13 protein-coding genes and 1 pseudogene are annotated in these 17546 nt (G+C 68.4%); 11 read left to right on the top strand and 3 right to left on the bottom strand.

The annotated features are described in order from the left end of the window. Window positions 1-10 precede the first annotated feature (10 nt). Window positions 11-106 (top strand): hypothetical protein, encoded by a 96-nt coding sequence (locus tag A5709_RS29285; RefSeq protein WP_369827376.1) that lies wholly within the window; start codon window positions 11-13, stop codon window positions 104-106. A gap of 48 nt (window positions 107-154) precedes the next feature. Here the strand turns inward: A5709_RS29285 and A5709_RS28915 are convergent, their stop codons facing one another. After that, window positions 155-445, bottom strand: a complete 291-nt coding sequence (locus tag A5709_RS28915; protein ID WP_231972055.1) for a DUF4333 domain-containing protein — start codon at window positions 443-445, stop codon at window positions 155-157. 596 nt (window positions 446-1041) lie between these two features. Between A5709_RS28915 and A5709_RS18780 the strand changes: the two genes are divergently transcribed. After that, window positions 1042-2175 (top strand): helix-turn-helix domain-containing protein, encoded by a 1134-nt coding sequence (locus tag A5709_RS18780; RefSeq protein WP_082974258.1) that lies wholly within the window; start codon window positions 1042-1044, stop codon window positions 2173-2175. A 548-nt stretch (window positions 2176-2723) separates the two neighbouring features. Here the strand turns inward: A5709_RS18780 and A5709_RS18775 are convergent. Further along, window positions 2724-3512 (bottom strand): sensor domain-containing protein, encoded by a 789-nt coding sequence (locus A5709_RS18775; RefSeq protein WP_082953357.1) that lies wholly within the window; start codon window positions 3510-3512, stop codon window positions 2724-2726. Between the two features lie 114 nt (window positions 3513-3626). On the opposite strand from A5709_RS18775, the gene A5709_RS18770 reads away from it, so the two are divergent. The 4 genes from A5709_RS18770 to A5709_RS18755 all read left to right on the top strand — a co-directional run bounded on the left by A5709_RS18770 (window position 3627) and on the right by A5709_RS18755 (window position 9304). Next, on the top strand, window positions 3627-4673 hold the full coding sequence (locus A5709_RS18770) for a sensor domain-containing protein (RefSeq protein ID WP_082974182.1): 1047 nt from the start codon (window positions 3627-3629) through the stop codon (window positions 4671-4673). Window positions 4674-4822: 149 nt separating this feature from the next. Beyond that, on the top strand, window positions 4823-6094 hold the full coding sequence (locus A5709_RS18765) for a hypothetical protein (protein ID WP_082974178.1): 1272 nt from the start codon (window positions 4823-4825) through the stop codon (window positions 6092-6094). An 83-nt stretch (window positions 6095-6177) separates the two neighbouring features. Beyond that, the gene (locus A5709_RS18760) at window positions 6178-7299 is read left to right on the top strand and encodes a hypothetical protein (protein WP_231987008.1); all 1122 of its coding nucleotides are present in this window, start codon (window positions 6178-6180) and stop codon (window positions 7297-7299) included. 7 nt (window positions 7300-7306) lie between these two features. Continuing rightward, window positions 7307-9304, top strand: a complete 1998-nt coding sequence (locus tag A5709_RS18755) for a serine/threonine-protein kinase (protein ID WP_068121554.1) — start codon at window positions 7307-7309, stop codon at window positions 9302-9304. Between the two features lie 255 nt (window positions 9305-9559). Here the strand turns inward: A5709_RS18755 and A5709_RS18750 are convergent, their stop codons facing one another. Beyond that, window positions 9560-10030: a DIP1984 family protein gene (locus A5709_RS18750; RefSeq protein WP_067947812.1), complete on the bottom strand. Its 471-nt coding sequence runs from the start codon at window positions 10028-10030 to the stop codon at window positions 9560-9562. 132 nt (window positions 10031-10162) lie between these two features. Between A5709_RS18750 and A5709_RS18745 the strand changes: the two genes are divergently transcribed. From A5709_RS18745 to A5709_RS18725, 5 genes and pseudogenes are all read left to right on the top strand, one after another. Next, the gene (locus tag A5709_RS18745; protein ID WP_068121552.1) at window positions 10163-11068 is read left to right on the top strand and encodes a class I SAM-dependent methyltransferase; all 906 of its coding nucleotides are present in this window, start codon (window positions 10163-10165) and stop codon (window positions 11066-11068) included. 203 nt (window positions 11069-11271) lie between these two features. Then, the gene (locus tag A5709_RS18740; RefSeq protein WP_068121547.1) at window positions 11272-12756 is read left to right on the top strand and encodes a PPE family protein; all 1485 of its coding nucleotides are present in this window, start codon (window positions 11272-11274) and stop codon (window positions 12754-12756) included. Between the two features lie 339 nt (window positions 12757-13095). Then, window positions 13096-14958, top strand: coding sequence for a type VII secretion AAA-ATPase EccA (gene eccA / locus A5709_RS18735; protein ID WP_068121562.1), 1863 nt, complete (start codon window positions 13096-13098; stop codon window positions 14956-14958). Beyond that, entirely contained in the window at window positions 14955-16553 is a 1599-nt protein-coding gene (gene eccB / locus A5709_RS18730; RefSeq protein ID WP_067947806.1) for a type VII secretion protein EccB, read from the top strand. The genes eccA and eccB overlap by 4 nt, the downstream gene beginning before the upstream one ends. Then, window positions 16550-17546 (top strand): annotated as a pseudogene (locus tag A5709_RS18725) (type VII secretion protein EccC); the annotation flags it as partial. The gene eccB and the pseudogene A5709_RS18725, both read left to right, overlap by 4 nt.

Genomic DNA, 17546 nt, shown 5'->3' with positions numbered 1-17546 from the left:
GGCGGCGGGTTTGGCCACGCTTGCCGGTGACGAGTTCGGTGGCGGCCCAACGGTTCCCATGGTTCCCGGCACCTGGGAAGCCGATGCTCGCGGCGACACGCGGTAGGGCGGTGCGCCGAAATGCCCAACCGGTCGGGTTGCCGCCCTTCGCATCTCAGACCTTCGTCCCCTTCGGGGCGCTGACTTCGTAGCCGCCCGTGTCGTCGGTGAAGGTGACCAGGAACTGGTGTTTGAGATGGTCGATGGTGGCCTGGCAGGTGAAGGAGCCACCCTTGGTGACGGTCGGATTTTGTCCGTCGTTGCAGGTGACGTCGCTGACGTTTTTGGCCCCGTAACCCGCTGGGTCGGACAAGACGTGCGCGACGCCGGCCTGCACGGCGGTGACGTCGAGCTGTTTGGTGACGAAAAAGCCCGGAGCCCAGAACCCCGCGACGAGCACGGCCACCGCGCCGACCATGATCGCTGAGCCCAGGTAGAGCGACCGACGTCCGCCGCGTGGAGCGGGCGTCGCCGGCGGCCAGAAGCCCCCACCAGCGGGCCGTTGGTGATGCGGGTAGGGGAATGGCCCGTGCGGGGTCCTTATGGGAATGGGGTGTGGGCGGGGCAGAGGCACGGTGGGCGGATCGACGAAGCGCCCAGGGGGGACGGGCGGCATGCCGGCGGGTCGCTGGGGGCATTGCCGTGGCGCCGGGGGCGGCTGTCGCTGCATCGGATACCTCATCTCCCAAAGCTTGGTGTGGCGTCGGCTGATGCTTGAACTTTAACCGAAGCAGTAGCGGATCGCAACGGTTATAAACGGTGCGCCAGTGACCGAACGCATCTTGGTCGCCACCGGCACAGGCGAGCCGGCGGCGAGGTCGGCCATCCATCGCCGCTGGAACCGGACCCGCTGAGCTGCGCGGAATTGCTGTAAGAAGGCCGCATACGAGACGGGCCGCGGCATTTCTTCCAGCCGAGTGCACACAAAGCAGATGTAGCATCATCAGCAATGCATTGGGTCCTACCGCAGCAGTGAACCCACGCGGGAGCGAGGAGCGACAATTGACGTCCGGCCAACCGACGACCGCGCTGACCGTACGGGTCGGGCATGCGACGCACACGCTGTACCCCGGGGCCGGCGTCGCCGTCATCGGTAGGGACGCCGGGGCCGCGGTTCAGGTAGACGACGAGAGGGTCGCGGGGTGGCACGTCCGGCTCGAACCGCACGGCAACGACTGGCAGGCCTTCGACACCAGTGGCAATGGGATGTTCGTCGACGGAATCCGCCGCAATTCGGTGTTGATCACCGGCGTCACCACCATCTGTCTGGGGGCGCCTGACGGGGCAGCCGTGACCCTGATCCCGCAGCGCCCGTCGGAAGTGACGCGCGAGGAGCCGACCCAGGTGGTGCGCCCGTTCGAAGCCGATGACGAACAATGGTGGGAGGGCCAAAGCGACCCCGGCGTCGTACGCGCCGGCAGCGCGGTCGCCGAGCGCCGCCAGCAGCTGGGCATCTCCCAGCGCAGCCTGGACCGCGACGGAATCATCAACGCGGGCGCTCTCATCAACTTCGAGAAGGGCCGCAGCTGGCCGCGTCGCTCGACGCTGGAGCGGCTGGAGAAGGTGCTGGAATGGCCGACGGGCCACATCACGCGCATCCGGCGCGGGGCGGTTCCGGTGCCCACCGGCGGCGCCGGCGGAGCCGGGGCACCCGTGGGGGCTCGCCGCGACGAGGCCACCGAGGTATTGGCCGACTCGATTCAGGCGCCGCTGATGGCCGAGACGGTGGAACTGGCCATGCACACCCTCATCACCGCCGTCTCAGGATTGCCCGAGCCGACCGATCCCGATTTCACCCCCAGGGCCACCAATATCCTGGCCGATCTGCGCAAGCTCGAGAGGCTGGCATCGAGCGCTGCCCGCAACGCCAAAGGCAGCCCAGCGGTCATCCTGGCGTTGAGCAGTGTGCGGCGCAGCTATAACGACCTGATGATGCGCGCGGCGCGCTCGCCGGCGGCCACCTTGGGCCAGCGGCTCTACGGCGCCCGTCACCGGGCGGAACTGAGCCTGGAAGAGGCGGCTAATGGCGCGGGACTGCCGGCGTCCGTCCTCGAAGATGCCGAATCGGAGCGCATCATCGCCCCCGAGGCCGCCCGGGCCATCGAAAACCTCATCGCGCAGCTCTCGATCGGTTGACGCGCCGCAGTGCGACCGGCGCGCGGATTATCCGCGTGTCGCGGGGGGCGGCGCCGGGGATTGCGTCCAGGGAGCCGGGCGTGCGGCGCCGAAGGCTTGGGCGGCCTCGCGTCGCAAAGTCTTTCGTGCATTGTGGTTTTCGATTAAGGCAAACCAGTTCCAGCCCAAGACGGAGGCCAAACTCCACCAACCGGCGAGCAGATTATGCAATAGAGCGTCGTGCAGTGCCGCTTCGCACTGGGCAAAAGTTCCTGTGACGGTATAGGTCTGGTTGAACATCAGGATGATCGCGCCGGTGTGTTTCCTGATCCGTACCCGGAAGAGCGGTTGGTTGCCGGTGGGGCGCGGGGGTGGGTAGCCGGCGCGCGGCCCCCAGTGCGTCGGCGCGTGTGCGGGTCCGTGGACAGGCCACGCGGCCGGGGGATAGGACTGAGCGTACCCGTAGGGCTGCTGGTAGTGGGGTTGTGGCTGGGGCATGGCTACTCCGTAATAGGTTGGGGAAGTGGGGGTTTCACGAATTCTTGCTAAGGGCGGTCGGGAGGGGCGGATCAGGCCTGTGAGATCGCGGCGCTGGTTTTAGCGACGATGTCGCTTGCTTGGCTGGTGGTGTCGAACCCGCACCACAGGGTGTCGATGACGACGTTGTTGACCAGCCCGATGGCGCGTTGGCAGATCGGACCGCGGCCACTGGGCTGGGTTTGAACAATGGCCAGCGAGGTGTCGGTGGCCTGCAGTTCGCCGAGACCCCAGGTGGTTGGGGCGTGACCGGGCGGAGTGACGGTGATGGACCGGTTGGCGCAGCCAGACCAGCTTGTCTTGGACTTACCGAAGAATTGCTGGGCTGAATCGGCGTCACGGAAGCCGACCAGGACCTGCAGCAGCGCATGCTCGCGCGCTACGGCTGTGGCGTCATCGAGTATCTGCCCTTGCACCGCCGTCCAGTTGCTGCCTTGGTAAGCGGTCGCTTCGGCGGGTGCGTAGGTGTCCAGGCAGCCGGGGTTGGAGACCATCTCGTCGTCGTGCCACATTCGCGTCACCGGCTTACGCACCGTCATGCCGGTGGTGTGCGCGATCGCGTTGACGTCGTCTTCCTTCAACAGCAGATCGGCGAGGTGCTGGGGCAGGATCGCGGGCGGTTGCCAGCGGCCGAGGTCCGGGGCGGCCGCGGGGTGCCCGGTGGTGGTGGCGGTGCATCCGCTCAGCGACAGAGCTGAGGCGACCGCGGCGAGGATTGCCCAGCGCACGGCGGGCGCGAAGCGGGGTCGACGTCGGGCGCTGTCCCGATCGGGGGTGCCGCTTATCGGTCCAGCTTGGTGTTGCTGCGAAACAGCCCTCATGTCGGGGTCCTCCTGCCAGTCGTCCGGTATGACGCAGACGCTAGCAGCGAAACCGCAGCAGCGCAACGGTTAGAAACGTTGCATCAGGTGCAGCGCTGTGTTTCAATTCGGTTCATGCAGCACCACCTCGTCATCCCCGAAGGACTCCCGATGCCCCACCACCCGCACTCGCCGACGAACACGACACACCCTGCACCGCGAAACGCCCCGCCGGTACCGCGCGGCGCCTACGGACCTGCGCGGACGGCGCCGGTCGTGGCCGGGCGCGGGGACGAGGTCACCACCGTCTTGCCCCGCCGGCCCTTCGGGTATGCGGGCGCGCCCGGCGCGCCGCCCGGAATGCCCACCTGGGGTCCAAACCCCGGCTACCGGCCCTCGTCCACCCCGGGGCCCCGACGCGGCCAGCCCACCTGGGCCCGGGTCGCCATCGGGGCCGCAGTCGTGGTCGTCGTGGTGTGTGCGGGTCTGATGATCAACGTCGCCAGCAGCCCCGACGAGAGCTCGACAGTGATGCCCGCGCCCGTCACCTCCGCGCCGCCGATCGACCCGGGCCCGGCACCCCAGGCTCCGACGGTGCCGTTGTCGGCGCTGCCCGGGCTGATGTTGGATGTTGCGACCATCAACAGCATTGAGGGTGCGACAGACATCGCGCCTCAGCCCGACGACAATGGCAAAGACGACTACGCATACAGCGGCGTGAGTACCGACCGCCCCGAATGCAGCGAGATCCACGCTCCGGCAATGGAATCAGAGCTTGACAACAGCGGCTGGATAGGGGTGCGAACGCAGTCCCTGCAGGACCGCGACGGCGCCCGGCACCGCAATCACAGTGCCGCGATTTACTTCGCCACCGCCAAGGCGGCCAACGACTTCGCGGCCAAGCAAGCCCTGGCCTGGCCCAAATGCAATGGCGCCACCCTGCACCTCACGGAACGGGGCTACCCCGGCAGCATCTGGATAGCGGGCACCACCACCAATCATGACGGCATGATCAGCATCACCAACACCCAAGAAGGCGGTGGGGGCTGGCAGTGCCAACGGGCTTTGACCGCACGCAACAACATCGTCATCGACGTGCGCAGCTGCGGTGCGAACCGCACCGATCAAGCGATCACCATCGCCACCAGAATGGCCGAGCGCGTCACCACCCGCTCCGGGTGAGAACGCGAGTGATGCGCCCGGGCAATGATGGGCAAAATCAGTGAACGGATCTGATGCGCTGGTAGTAGCAACTACCATTCTGCTGGTCTGGTCGGGGACGCCACAGGTGGCCGGCAGCGGGCGCCGAAATGAGGGATAGGGGATGGGGGATGGGCACGCGCCGCGCGACCGCTCCCGACGGATCGGCCCGGTTGCTGATCGCCACGGCGGTCGCGGTGATCGCCCTCGGCACCGGCTGCTCGACGGTGGTCACCGGCAGCGCCGTCAAGTCCGGCGGCCCGGCGCCCGCGGGGGCCAACGTGGCGCTGCTCGACCCCGGTAACTACCCGCGTCGACCGCGTCCACCGCTGGGCACCGTTGCCGACGACGCAGCCGGCCGCCGCGTCGAAGCCCAGCGGATGGCAGACATGGTGGCGGGACCCTGGCAGGTCGACGGGACGCTGATCAGTCCACTGAGCGCCGAAATCGCGCCCACCACTGCGCTTCCCGAGCCCGGGCGGCTCTCGGCGCTGGTGCGCGGCGATTCGATCGCCGCGATCGCCGCCGCGCATCGCTTCGTGGCCGGCTTCGTCAGCGGGCGTGTCACCCCGCCGCCTCCACGCGGTCAACCGCCCACTGACAAACCCAAGATCCTGGACAACGGGGTGTTCCGCTTCCCCAGCCCACAGGACGCCACCGACGCCGCCGCGGCCGAGCACGCCGCCGACATGGCCACCGTCCGGCCGGGCGACATCCCGGCCACCCGGTTGTCAATCCCGCACTACCCCAACACAGTTGCCAACGTGGCGCCGCTGTCCGGAGGCTTCGAAGCCGAAGCGTTCACCGCTCACGGCCCGTACGTGTTCTTCCAGTTCGCCGGCTCTAAAGAGAGCGCGGACGCGGTCGCGGACATGATTGCCAAGACCCTGGACCTGCAAGGCCCGCTGGCCGACCACTTCCAAGCCACACCGGTAGACCAGCTGGCCGCCCTGCCCGCCGACCCGACCGGACTGCTGGCCCGCACCGTGCCGGCCACCGATCCCAGCGTCAACCAGGCCGCGGTCTATCCACCGCACGGCGCGCTGCATTTTCGGCCTGATCCCGTGGCGACGCAAGCGATGTACAGCGACGCGGGCATCGGTCACGTCGCCGCCGACCGCACCACCGTCTACGAGGCGGTCGATCCCACCGGCGCCCAGCGGGCTGCCGACGGGCTCGCCCGCATCGACGTGCCCTTCCTGGCCTACCACGCCGCCCCCGGCATCAATGGACTGCCATCGGCGCGTTGCTTCGACCGCGGCCCCGACAGCACGGAGCTGAGCGCAGTGCGCTTTTTATGCATCGCCACCGCCGACCGCTACGCGTTCAAAGCCACTGCCGCGCAAGAGGTCGAGGCGCACCAGATCGTCGCCGCCCAATATCTGATGTTGACAGCGCCATGAGGGGCCGCCTCCGCCTGTGGGCCCTCGCCGCCGCGGTCGCGGCGGCGACGGTGGCTTGCAGTACGACCATTGCGGGGACCGCTGTGAAAGCACCCGGGGCGGACAGTTCCGACGGCGTCGACCTCACCCTGCTCGATGCCGGGAACTTTCCCACCACGCCGCGCCCGCCGCTGGGCGTCGCCGGCGACGCGCTGCGGGGCGGGTGGGCCGAAGGGCGCCGCCTGGCCGGCGCGGTGGTGGGTCCCTGGGAGGTTGACGCCGACCTGATCGACTACGCGCAAATCGATTCCGGCGTGGTCAAAGATACCGACGCGGTCAACGCCCTGCTGGGCAGTCCAATGGGTGAGGGCCTCAACGGCCGCAACCTGGTGGCTGGGTTTTCCGGCTCGCGCCACACCGAAAAAGGCGCCTACAAAGGGCTGCTCAACATCGTATTGGAACTGGGCAGCCCGGCCGATGCGACAGCCGCGGTCGCCGACATGGTCGCCAAAGGCGCAACCTTGACCATGCCCTTCGAAACCAAACCAATTCCCACGCAACCGTTTTCAATCCCGCGTCACCCGGAGACGGCCGCGCTGACCTACCAGTGGACCGCACAATACCCAGCACCCGGCGGTCCACGGTTTTCGGTGACCGCCCTGACCGCCCACGGCCGGTACGTGCTCGCACAAACGGCGACATCGGCCGACAGGGCTGATGTCGCGGCTCAATCGATCGCCACCGCACTGGATTTGCAGCAGCCCTTGATCGACGGCTTCAGGCCGACCCCGCCGGATCAGATAGCACACCTGCCGTTGGATCCCGACGGCCTGATGTCACGCACCGTGCCGCCCCGACAAGAAAACGAGTCGATCAACGACGGCATCTATGACGCGCACGGAGCGCTGCTCTTGGAGGCCGGCGACCCGGTCCACCTACAAGCCTTATTCAAATCCGCCAATGTGCAGCAGGTCGCGTACGTCCTCGAAACCAGGGTCTATCAAACCCCCGACGCCGGGGCGGCGGCGCGCATCGTCGCCGATATGACCGGGCCGCAACAGGTGGGCGGAATCAGCGGTATGCCCAAGGCGAAATGCTTCAACGAAACGCTGGGCTACTGGTGCGTGGCCCGCGCGGATCGCTACGCCTACGAGATGCAAAGCGAGCAAGAGAACGCGCTGCATCAGATGATGGCCGCCCAATATCGCCTGCTGACCGGGAAATGAGCCCCTAATGCCTCTTGCTGTCGGAACCGTTATCGCCGGATACCGCATCGAGGGCGTGCTGGGCTCGGGTGGCATGGGCACGGTCTATCTGGCCCGGCACCCCACGCTGCCCCGCAACGACGCTCTGAAGATCCTGTCCGCCGAGCTGTCTGTGGACCGCCAATTCAGAGTCCGGTTCACCCGCGAGGCTGACCTGGCCGCCACGCTGAACCACCCCAACATCGTGCGGGTGTACAACCGCGGCGAAACCGACGACGGACAGCTGTGGATTGCCATGGAGTACGTCGAAGGTACCGCCGCCAACGATTTGGACCGCGCCAACCTCACCGGAACCCGCATCGTGCGCATCATCACCGACGTCGCCGCCGCACTCGACTACGCCCACTCGCGGAGGGTATTGCACCGGGACATCAAGCCTGGCAACTTCTTGGTCTCCGCGCCGGGCACCGACCACGAACGGGTGTTGTTGGCAGACTTCGGCATTGCCCGCGCCCTCGATGACGCCACAAGTTTGACCGCGACGGGCTCCATGGTCGGCACCGCTGCGTATGCGGCCCCGGAAACCATCGAGGGCCGGCCGGCGGACCACCGCAGCGACATCTATTCGCTGGGATGCGCTCTGTTTCGGCTGCTGACCAGCCGCACGCCCTACGAGGACAACTCCTTGTCGGCGATGTTGGCCGGACACCTGATGCGGCCCGTGCCGCGCCCCAGCGAAATCAATCCCACCCTGACGCCCGCGATCGACGACGTGATCGCCCGCGCGCTGGCCAAGGATCCCGACCAGCGCTTCCAAACCGCTGGCGCGCTGGCCGTCGCCACCGCCGCCGCGCTGACCAACAGTTCCGCGCCGGCTCCGATCGCCGGGCCACCAGCAAGCAACCCGACCAATCCCACCGTGACCTATCCACCGACCGTCCCGCCCACCCCGGCGGCCTTCGGCCCGGTGTGGGACCCGAACTACGCTGCGCACCAGCAATTCTCAAGCGCTCCTCCCTCGCCGCCCCCAGTCGGCCCGCCCGATTCTGTAGGGAAAGCCAAGCGCCGCAAACGCACTCGCCTCGTCGTCGCCGCGACAGCCGTTGTTGCCGTGCTGGTCGCGGCAATCGTGTTGGGAATTCACCTGTTCGGCCGCACCGGCGGTAGCTTGGGTCCTTATCAGCCACAGACCCTCAACACGAAGTTCGGCACCATCAAACTGCAGCACCGGCCGGTGGCTATCGCCGCACTGGGCCCCGGCGATCCAGACGCGGTCCTTTCACTTGGTGTCCAACCCGTCCTGATGAACGCCGCCAACGCGACCGTGCCGACCTGGTTACAACCGTTGATCCACTCATCGCCACCGGTGTTCGCCGCGGCCGATACCGGCGCCATCACCGCGGCGAAACCCGACCTCATCATCGACACCGGCGATATCGACCAGCCCACCTACAACTCCTTGGCGGCCGTCGCGCCCACCCTCGCCCAACCTGCCGACAACCCCGAAGGCTGGACCTGGCAGACGCAGCTGAACTGGATCGCCACCGCCCTCGGTCGCACCGAGGCAGCCAAAGACTTGCTCGACAAGACGCAATCCGAGCAGAACACGATCCGTTCCGAGTATCGGGCCTTTTCCGGCAAATCCATCGTCGTGGTCAACTACACCGGCACCGCCACGACCGCCGCCGCGACCCCATCGCCGCCGAGCGGCTACCTGGAAAGCATCGGCTTCACCTACAACACTCAGTACAAGCGCAGCCCAGGTGGCCCGGCACAAGTCCCGTTCGACATCAACGACGTCGCCTATGCCGCTCAACGCAGCGACGTCATGCTCTTGCTGCGCACCGACCCCGCTGCCGGCGGCGGGGGATACGCCGGCCTGCCCGCCAGATACGGCAGTTTCGGCGGCACCCTCGTGATCGTCGACGACCCCGCCACCATCGCCGCGCTCAACGCCGGCGGCCCCGCGGCCACCAGCTACCTCAACACCGCGCTGGTCACCAAGCTCGGCAACCAAATCCGCTGACGATGCAGACCGCGGCCAACGTCCGCGTTCGAACCGCTGGGTGTATGCCCCGTGCCCACCCTCGCCGTCACGGATCCACACGCGGTGATGTGCTGTGAGCTGTGCCCTGTCACCTGTGCGCAATGCGGGGCTGCGGTGTGAGGAGGGAGTCGAACCCTCTGCACTGCCCTCCGTGCGCCAGGAGAGGCCGGACTTGACCCGCCGGCCAGGGCTCGTGCGCGCCTCCGCGACGCCTACCTGCTACACCCGGGTTCATTACTCCAACAGGTCTACCTCCCAGTTCGATCGCTGGATCCGCACGTCGAGCTCACGAAGCTCACGAGCCACCTGATCGGCTTGAGCACGCACATCGGCAACGGTCAAGGCGGACAACATCTTTAGCTCAGAACGCAATTGTCGAGAATAACCCTGCTGGTTGATCCCGGCGGCCGCGTCCGCTGCGCTCTTGAGAACGTGGTGACGCCAGCGCAGCGCGTCCCGGCGGGCCAACGCATCGGTCAGCGTGCCGTCTGTGCCGATCGTTGTCGCCGCATTCGTGCGATTGATTCGCCGGATCAAGGCTTCGTACTCGACGAGCACGCCCTCGACTTCAGTGAGCAGTGCTGCCGCATCCTCGGCGGGTTCTTCGCCCTCCTGATAGCGGGCATTGCTCACGATGCGTGTGCGCAACTGCTCAATGCGGCGCAACGCATCGGCCCGCAGTGACAACGCCTCGGCCAACTTCACAATGTTCCCTCCGGTGGGTGGCGCAACTGCCTAACCAGGATAGGTCCGGGGGAAGCCTCCCCAGCGGCGATCGTCGACGCTGCCACCAAGCGGCACGGCCGCCCGCCGCCGGGCGCCGGTAATGTCGAATTCATGCGTAGCGAAGGCGATACCTGGGACATCACAACAAGTGTCGGTTCAACGGCGTTATTCGTGGCGACCGCGCGAGCGCTGGAGGCGCAGAAGCCGGACCCGCTGGCCGTCGATCCCTATGCGGAGGTGTTCTGCCGCGCCGTGGGCGGGTGGGCCGCCGACGTCCTGGACGGCAAGGCCCCCGACCACCAGCTGAAGACCCCGGACTGGGGCGCGCACTTCGTCGACTTCCAGGGCGCCCGCACCAAATACTTCGACGAGTATTTCCGCCGCGCCGCCGCCGCGGGCGTGCGTCAGGTGGTCATCCTGGCGGCGGGCCTGGACTCGCGGGCCTACCGCCTGGACTGGCCGGCCGGAACGACGATCTTCGAGCTGGACCAGCCGCAGGTCCTCGACTTCAAGCGTCAGGTGCTCGCGGACCACGGCGCGCAACCGAAGGCCGAGCGCCGCGAGATCGCGGTGGACCTACGGGACGACTGGGCGCGAGCGCTGCGCGACAGCGGTTTTGATCCCGCCAAGCCGTCGGCATGGATCGCCGAAGGCCTGCTCATCTACCTCCCGGCCGCCGCGGAGGAGCAGCTGTTCACCGGCATCGACGACCTGGCCGCCGCGGGCAGCCACGTCGCCGTCGAGGACGGTGCCCCGCTCGACCAGGACGAGTTCGAGGCCAAACGCGAGGAAGAACGGGCCGCGATGGCCGCCGGCGCGGAGCGGCCCTTCTATCAGCTCGTCTACAACGAGCGGATCGCGCCCGCCACCGAATGGTTCGGCGACCGGGGCTGGAGCGCGGTCGGCACCCCGCTGGCCGACTTCCTTCGGGAAAACGGCCGGCCGGTGCCCGGACCCGACTCGGATGCCGGGTCGATGGTCTCGCGTAACACCCTGATGAGCGCCGTCAAGGGCTGAGCGCCGGGGGCCGGGAGCCGCCGGGCTTTCAATGACTTTTCCATGAGTTGAGCGCCCGCCGGAACTTTTGCGCGCCGCGCCCCGACTACTACCGGGCTCATCCGTGCGTCGCCCAACAGCCCGGACGACGTCGCTCTCAGCCCGGCGAGGAGTCCTGGCATGCCGCTACGCGCATTGATCGACGGCTCGGCTGGTAGCCGAGGATGACCGCGCCGGTCTGGATGGCTTCCCCGCCGGAGGTCCATTCGGCTCAGCTGAGCAGCGGTCCCGGCCCGGCGGGCCTGCTGGCCGCCTCGGCGGCGTGGGGTTCGCTGAGCACGACCTACGCGTCGGCGGCGGACGAGCTGTCCGCGACCCTGGCCGCGACGCAGGCCGGCGCCTGGGAGGGGCCCACCGCCGAGCAGTACGCGGCCGCCCATGCGCCCTACCTGGCCTGGCTGATGCAGGCCAGCACCGACAGCGCGGCGGCCGCCGCCCGGCACGAGACCGTGGCCACGGCCTACACGGCGGCGCTGGCCGCCATGCCGACGCTGCCGGAACTGGCCGCCAACCACACGATCCACGGCGCCTTGGTGGCGACGAACTTTTTCGGCGTCAACACCATTCCGATCGCGGTCAACGAGGCGGACTACGCGCGGATGTGGGTACAGGCGGCCACCACGATGTCCACATACCAAGCGGTCTCGACCGCCGCGGTGGCGTCGGCGCCGCAGACCGGGCCCGCGCCACAGATCGTGCAGGCCACCAACGGCGGGCAAGACAGTGACGATGACGGAATCGTCGACAACGACGGTGGTAACCCATACCAGCTGAGCTGGTGGATCAACCGATTCACCGAGATTTTCCAGACCATAGAAAGAGATTTGGCGGAGTTTCCCACGGACCCGGCCGACGCAATCGAGGATTTGATACAAGACATTTTCGGGCCGGCCGGACTCATCGCCGACGAGTTCACCCACGTGGGCGAGGCCCTTCAGGCGTTCCCACAGCTTGCCGCCGTTCCGTTCATCGTGCCGGGTGGATTTGCGGGGGGGATAGCAGGTTTGATTCTGATGGCCGGAATCCAACCGGCCCCTGCTCCCGTGGCCGGGCCGGCACCGGTGGCCCCTGGACCTATTGCGCCCGTCGGCGGGGGCGCTCCGGTCGTTGCGAGCGCCGCCGCCCCGGCCACGGCGCCGGCGCCGTCTTCTCCCCCGACGTCGGCGGCTCCATCACCCGCGCCGGCCGCGGCCCCGGCAACCGCAGCTCCCTCGCCGCCACCGGCCACCGGCGGAGAGGGAGCCGCCTTCCCCTACCTGGTCGGCGGGCCGACCGCGGGTTTCGGCTCGGGGGCCACCGCCGGTGCGCAACGCAAGGCGCCGGAGCCCGATGCGGTCGCGGCCGCCGCTGCGGCATCGGCATCGGTGCGGGAAGCCCAGCGGGCTAGGCGGCGGCGCCGGGCGGCGATGAAAGACCGCTACCGCGGCTACGAGTTCGTGGACCTGGAGCCGGATGGCGACGCAGCGGAGGATCCGCTCGACGACGCGTGGTCGTCCGTCGCATCGGAGCGCGGCGCCGGGCCGCTGGGTTTCGCCGGGACGGCGCGCAAGGGCGGCGCCGACGCGACGGGCCTGGCGACGCTGGACGGCGACGGGTTCGGCGGCGGTCCGACACTGCCCATGCTGCCGGGCTCTTGGGAGCCGGATTAGCGGGGCGCCCGCTCCAGGCCGGAACTTTTCAGGGGTGGCGTACGACTACTGGCTTGTCCGGCGACCGGCGCGGCGGGGGACCCCCAAGATTGATAATGAAAATGATTTTCGATAAGCTCGGCCGCCTAGAAGGCGCTGACAACGGCCTGCCAACCTGCAGCGGCGGCAGATCAACCGTAATTGCGGCCGATTCTGCTGGTGAGCACCCTCATTAGCGGCATCGAACGGGGAGTGGAGTGGTGAGTCGGACGGGCGCTCGTGCCTCGACACTTAGCTTATGCAATGCTAACTTCAGGCGGGTCAAGTTAGGGGAGGCTACACAAATGGAAAGACGTGGCCGTGGAACTCGGTGACACCGGCGTGCTGGCGGCTCAACCCGTCAATTCTCGAGCGGACGTCAGGGTGGACGGCGACGTCGTGAGCCGGTTCGCCACCTGCTGCCGCGCCCTCGGCATCTCCGTGTACCAACGCCAGCGCCCGGCCGACCTCGCAGCCGCGCGTTCCGGCTTCACCGCGCTGACCCGCATCGCCCACGACCAGTGCGACGCCTGGACCGGGCTGGCGGCCGCCGGCGATGTGTCCCTGCGGGTGCTGGAGGCGGTGTCGCAGACTGCGATCACCGCCGGTACGTTGCAGCGCAAGGTGGACCTGACGCCCGGGGCGCTCGGGTTCCGCTACGACACCGGACTGTATCTGCAGTTCCGCGCCGCCACCTCCGACGACTTCCACCTCGCTTACGCGGCGGCCCTGGCTTCGACTGGGGAGGCCGGACGGTTCGCCGAGGCCGACCAGATCGTCACCGGCCTGACCGCGCGGCGCCCCAACTGGCGCGAAGCCCGATGGGTTGCCGTCGTCATCCACTACCGCGCCGAGCGGTGGTCGGACGTGGTCAAGTTGCTGACGCCGGTCGTCAACGACGCCGACCTCGACGAGGCCTTCTCCCACGCGGCCAAGATCGCCCTGGGCACCGCGCTGGCGCGGCTGGGCATGTTCGCGCCGGCGCTGTCGTACCTCGAGGAGCCCGACGGTCCCGTCTCGGTGGCGGCGGTCGACGGGACGCTCGCCAAGGCGCTCGTGCTGCGCGCGCACGTCGACGAGGAGTCGGCGAGCGAAGTGCTGCAGGACCTGTATGCGGCCCACCCGGAAAACGACCAGGTCGAACAGGCCCTGTCCGACACCAGCTTTGGGATCGTGACCACCACCGCGGCCCGGATCGAGGCGCGCACCGACCCCTGGGACCCGGAAACCGAGCCCAGCGCGGAGGACTTCGTCGACCCGGCCGCCCACGAGCGCAAGTCCGTGTTGCTGCACGAGGCCGAGCTCCAGCTCGCCGAATTCATCGGCCTGGACGAGGTCAAGAACCAGGTGTCCCGGCTGAAGAGCTCGGTCGCCATGGAACTCGTGCGCAAGCAGCGTGGGCTGGCCGTCGCGCAGCGCGCCCACCATCTCGTCTTCGCCGGGCCGCCCGGCACCGGTAAGACCACCATCGCGCGTGTCGTCGCCAAGATCTATTGCGGCCTTGGGCTTCTGAAGCGCGAGAACATCCGAGAGGTGCACCGGGCCGACCTGATCGGCCAGCACATCGGTGAGACCGAGGCCAAGACCAACGCGATCATCGACAGCGCGCTGGACGGGGTGCTCTTCCTCGATGAGGCCTACGCGCTGGTGGCCACGGGCGCCAAGAACGACTTCGGGCTGGTGGCCATCGATACCCTGCTGGCGCGGATGGAGAACGACCGCGACCGGCTGGTGGTCATCATCGCCGGATACCGGGCCGACCTGGACAAGTTCCTGGACACCAACGAGGGCTTGCGTTCCCGGTTCACCCGCAACATCGACTTCCCTTCCTACGCACCGTCGGAGCTCGTCGAGATCGCGACCAAGATGGCCGAACAGCGCGACAGCGTCTTCGAACAGGCCGCGCTCGACCACATGGAGGCGTTGTTCACCAGGCTGGCCACCGAGTCGACGCCGGACGCCAACGGAATCTCGCGGCGCAACCTGGACATCGCGGGTAACGGTCGATTCGTCCGCAACATCGTCGAACGCTCCGAGGAAGAACGAGAATTCCGGCTCGACCATTCGGATCACGCCGGGACGGGAGAATTCAGTGACGAGGAGCTGATGACGATAACCGACCGAGACGTCGAGAACTCGGTGGAGCCGTTGTTGCGTGGCCTCGGGCTGTCGGTGCCGGCATGACGAATCCTGAAGCCGACGAACGGCGTTCGTTCGCCTCGCGAACCCCGGTCAACGACAATCCCGACAAGGTCGAGTATCGCCGCGGGTTCGTCACCCGCCACCAGGTCACCGGCTGGCGCTTCGTGATGCGGCGCATCGCTTCCGGCATCGCCCTGCACGACACCAGGATGCTCGTCGACCCGCTGCGCACCCAGTCGCGCGCGGTGCTGATGGGCGTCGTCCTGCTCGCCACCGGCCTGGCGGGCTGCTTCGTGTTCTCGCTGATTCGGCCCAACGGGACCGCGGGGACCAACGCCGTGCTCGCCGATCGATCGACCGCCGCCCTGTACGTGCGGGTGGGCGACCAGCTGCACCCGGTGCTCAACCTGACGTCGGCCCGCCTGATCGTGGGCAAGCCGGTGAATCCCGCGATGGTGAAAAGCACTGAACTGGACCGGTTTCCGCGCGGCAACCTGATCGGCATTCCCGGCGCGCCGGAACGCATGGTGCAAGACACCACGCGCGACGCCAACTGGACGGTGTGCGACGGCATCGGCGGCACGGCGCACGCCGTGCACAGCACCGGTGTCACTGTGATCGCGGGTCGCCCCGACAGCGGCGGCGCGCGGGCGGCCAAACTCGATGCCAAACAGGCGATCCTGGTCGACAGCGGCAACAGCACCTGGCTGCTCTGGGACGGCAGGCGCAGCCAGATCAACCTGGCCGACCACGCGGTCACCAACGCACTTGGCTTGGGCGTGAACAACTCCGACGTGCCCGCGCCTCGGCCCATCGCGCTGGGGCTGTTCAACGCGATCCCCGAGGCGCCGCCCCTGGCGGCACCGAGCATCCCGAACGCGGGTGCGCCGGCCGGCTTCAGCGTGCCCGCGCCGATCGGAGCGGTCGTGGTGTCCTATGCGCTGGACCAGAATTCGTCGGGCGCGGCGCGCTACTACGCGGTGCTGCCGGACGGCCTGCAGCCCATCTCCCCGGTACTCGCGGCGATCCTGCGCAACACCAACTCCTACGGCCTGGACCAACCGCCGCGGCTGGGTGCCGATGCGGTGGCCAAGCTGCCGGTGTCTCGGATGCTGGACACCGCGCGCTACCCCGACCAGCAGGTCAGCCTCGTCGACGCGGCCAAGGATCCCGTCACGTGCGCCTACTGGAGCAAGCCGGCCGGTGCCGCCACCAGCTCGCTGAGCCTGCTGTCCGGCTCCGCGCTGCCGGTGCCCGAATCGATCCGCACCGTCGACCTGGTCGGCGCCTCAGCGGCAACCGCCACCCGCGTCGCCCTGGCGCCCGGCACCGGCTACTTCGCCCAGACCGTCACCGGCGGCGCGGGCGCGCCCGGCACTGGATCGTTGTTCTGGGTGTCCGACACCGGCGTTCGCTACGGCATCGACAACGAGGCGGAGAACTCGGCCGCCGGGCGTGGCAAAACGGTTGAGGCACTTGGGCTGAGCGAGCCGGCGGTGCCCGTCCCATGGTCGGTGCTGTCACTGTTCGCCAGCGGCCCGGCGCTGTCGCGCGCCGACGCGCTGCTGGCGCACGACGGGCTGGCACCAGACAGCAAGCCCGGCCGCGTGGCATCAGCAGAGGGAGCGCCCCGATGAGCCGACTCATCTTCGAAGCCCGCCGCCGGCTGGCGCCCCCGGTCACCCGCAAGGGCACCATCAACATCGAGGCGCCCCCCGAGCTGCCGCGGGTGATCCCGCCGTCGTTCCTGCGCCGGGCGATGCCCTATGTGCTGGTGATCCTGATCGTGGGCATGGTTGTCGCCCTGTTCGCCACCGGGATGCGGCTGATCTCTCCGCAGACGCTGTTCTTCCCGTTCGTGTTGCTGCTCGCGGCCACTGCGATGTATCGCGGCAACGACAACAAGACGCGCACCGAGGAGGTCGACGCGGAACGCGCCGACTACCTGCGCTACCTGTCGGTGGTCCGCGACAACATCCGCACCCACGCCGCCCAGCAGCGGGCGGCGGCCGAGTGGTCGCACCCCGAGCCGAGGGCCTTGGCGAGCGTGCCGGGTTCGCGCCGGCAGTGGGAGCGTGACCCGCACGACCCGGACTTCCTGGTGTTGCGGGCCGGCCGCCACCAGGTACCACTGAGCACCGCGCTGCGGGTGAACGACACCGCGGACGAGATCGACCTGGAACCGGTGTCGCACAGCGCATTACGCAGCCTGCTGGACACCCACCGCATCGTGCGGGACGTGCCGACCGGAATCGACCTGACGAAGGTCTCGCGGATCACGGTCCTGGGTGAGGCGGAGGACGCGCGGGCGGCGATGCGCGCCTGGATCGCCCAGGCGGTGACGTGGCACGACCCGACGGTGCTGGGGGTGGCGCTGGTCGCCCGCGACCTGGAGGGCCCCGACTGGTCGTGGCTGAAATGGCTTCCACACGTTGATGTTCCGGGCGAGCTCGACGGTGTCGGGCTGGCTCGGCTCCTGACGACCAATCCCGACGAGCTCGTCTTGCTGCTGGGCCCCGCGTTCGTCGACCGCCCGGCGTTCACCGGCGCGCCCGCCGACGCGCAGGATCGGCTTCTCCGGATCCGAGTACTGCTCGCGGTGCGGTGGTTTCGTACAGCGGTGCACGACG

Source organism: Mycobacterium sp. E1386 (assembly GCF_001672745.1).
Lineage (GTDB): Bacteria > Actinomycetota > Actinomycetes > Mycobacteriales > Mycobacteriaceae > Mycobacterium.
Note: the sequence above shows the minus strand (reverse complement) of the source record. Positions and strands in the feature narration are given on the sequence as shown.

Bases quoted from the DNA above. Each gene is read 5' to 3' on its own strand.
- A5709_RS18775 (WP_082953357.1), bottom strand. From the start codon at position 3,512: ATGAGGGCTGTTTCGCAGCAACACCAAGCTGGACCGATAAGCGGCACC.
- A5709_RS18770 (WP_082974182.1), top strand. From the start codon at position 3,627: ATGCAGCACCACCTCGTCATCCCCGAAGGACTCCCGATGCCCCACCAC.
- A5709_RS18765 (WP_082974178.1), top strand. From the start codon at position 4,823: ATGGGCACGCGCCGCGCGACCGCTCCCGACGGATCGGCCCGGTTGCTG.
- A5709_RS18755 (WP_068121554.1), top strand. From the start codon at position 7,307: ATGCCTCTTGCTGTCGGAACCGTTATCGCCGGATACCGCATCGAGGGC.
- A5709_RS18745 (WP_068121552.1), top strand. From the start codon at position 10,163: ATGCGTAGCGAAGGCGATACCTGGGACATCACAACAAGTGTCGGTTCA.
- A5709_RS18740 (WP_068121547.1), top strand. From the start codon at position 11,272: ATGACCGCGCCGGTCTGGATGGCTTCCCCGCCGGAGGTCCATTCGGCT.
- eccB (WP_067947806.1), top strand. From the start codon at position 14,955: ATGACGAATCCTGAAGCCGACGAACGGCGTTCGTTCGCCTCGCGAACC.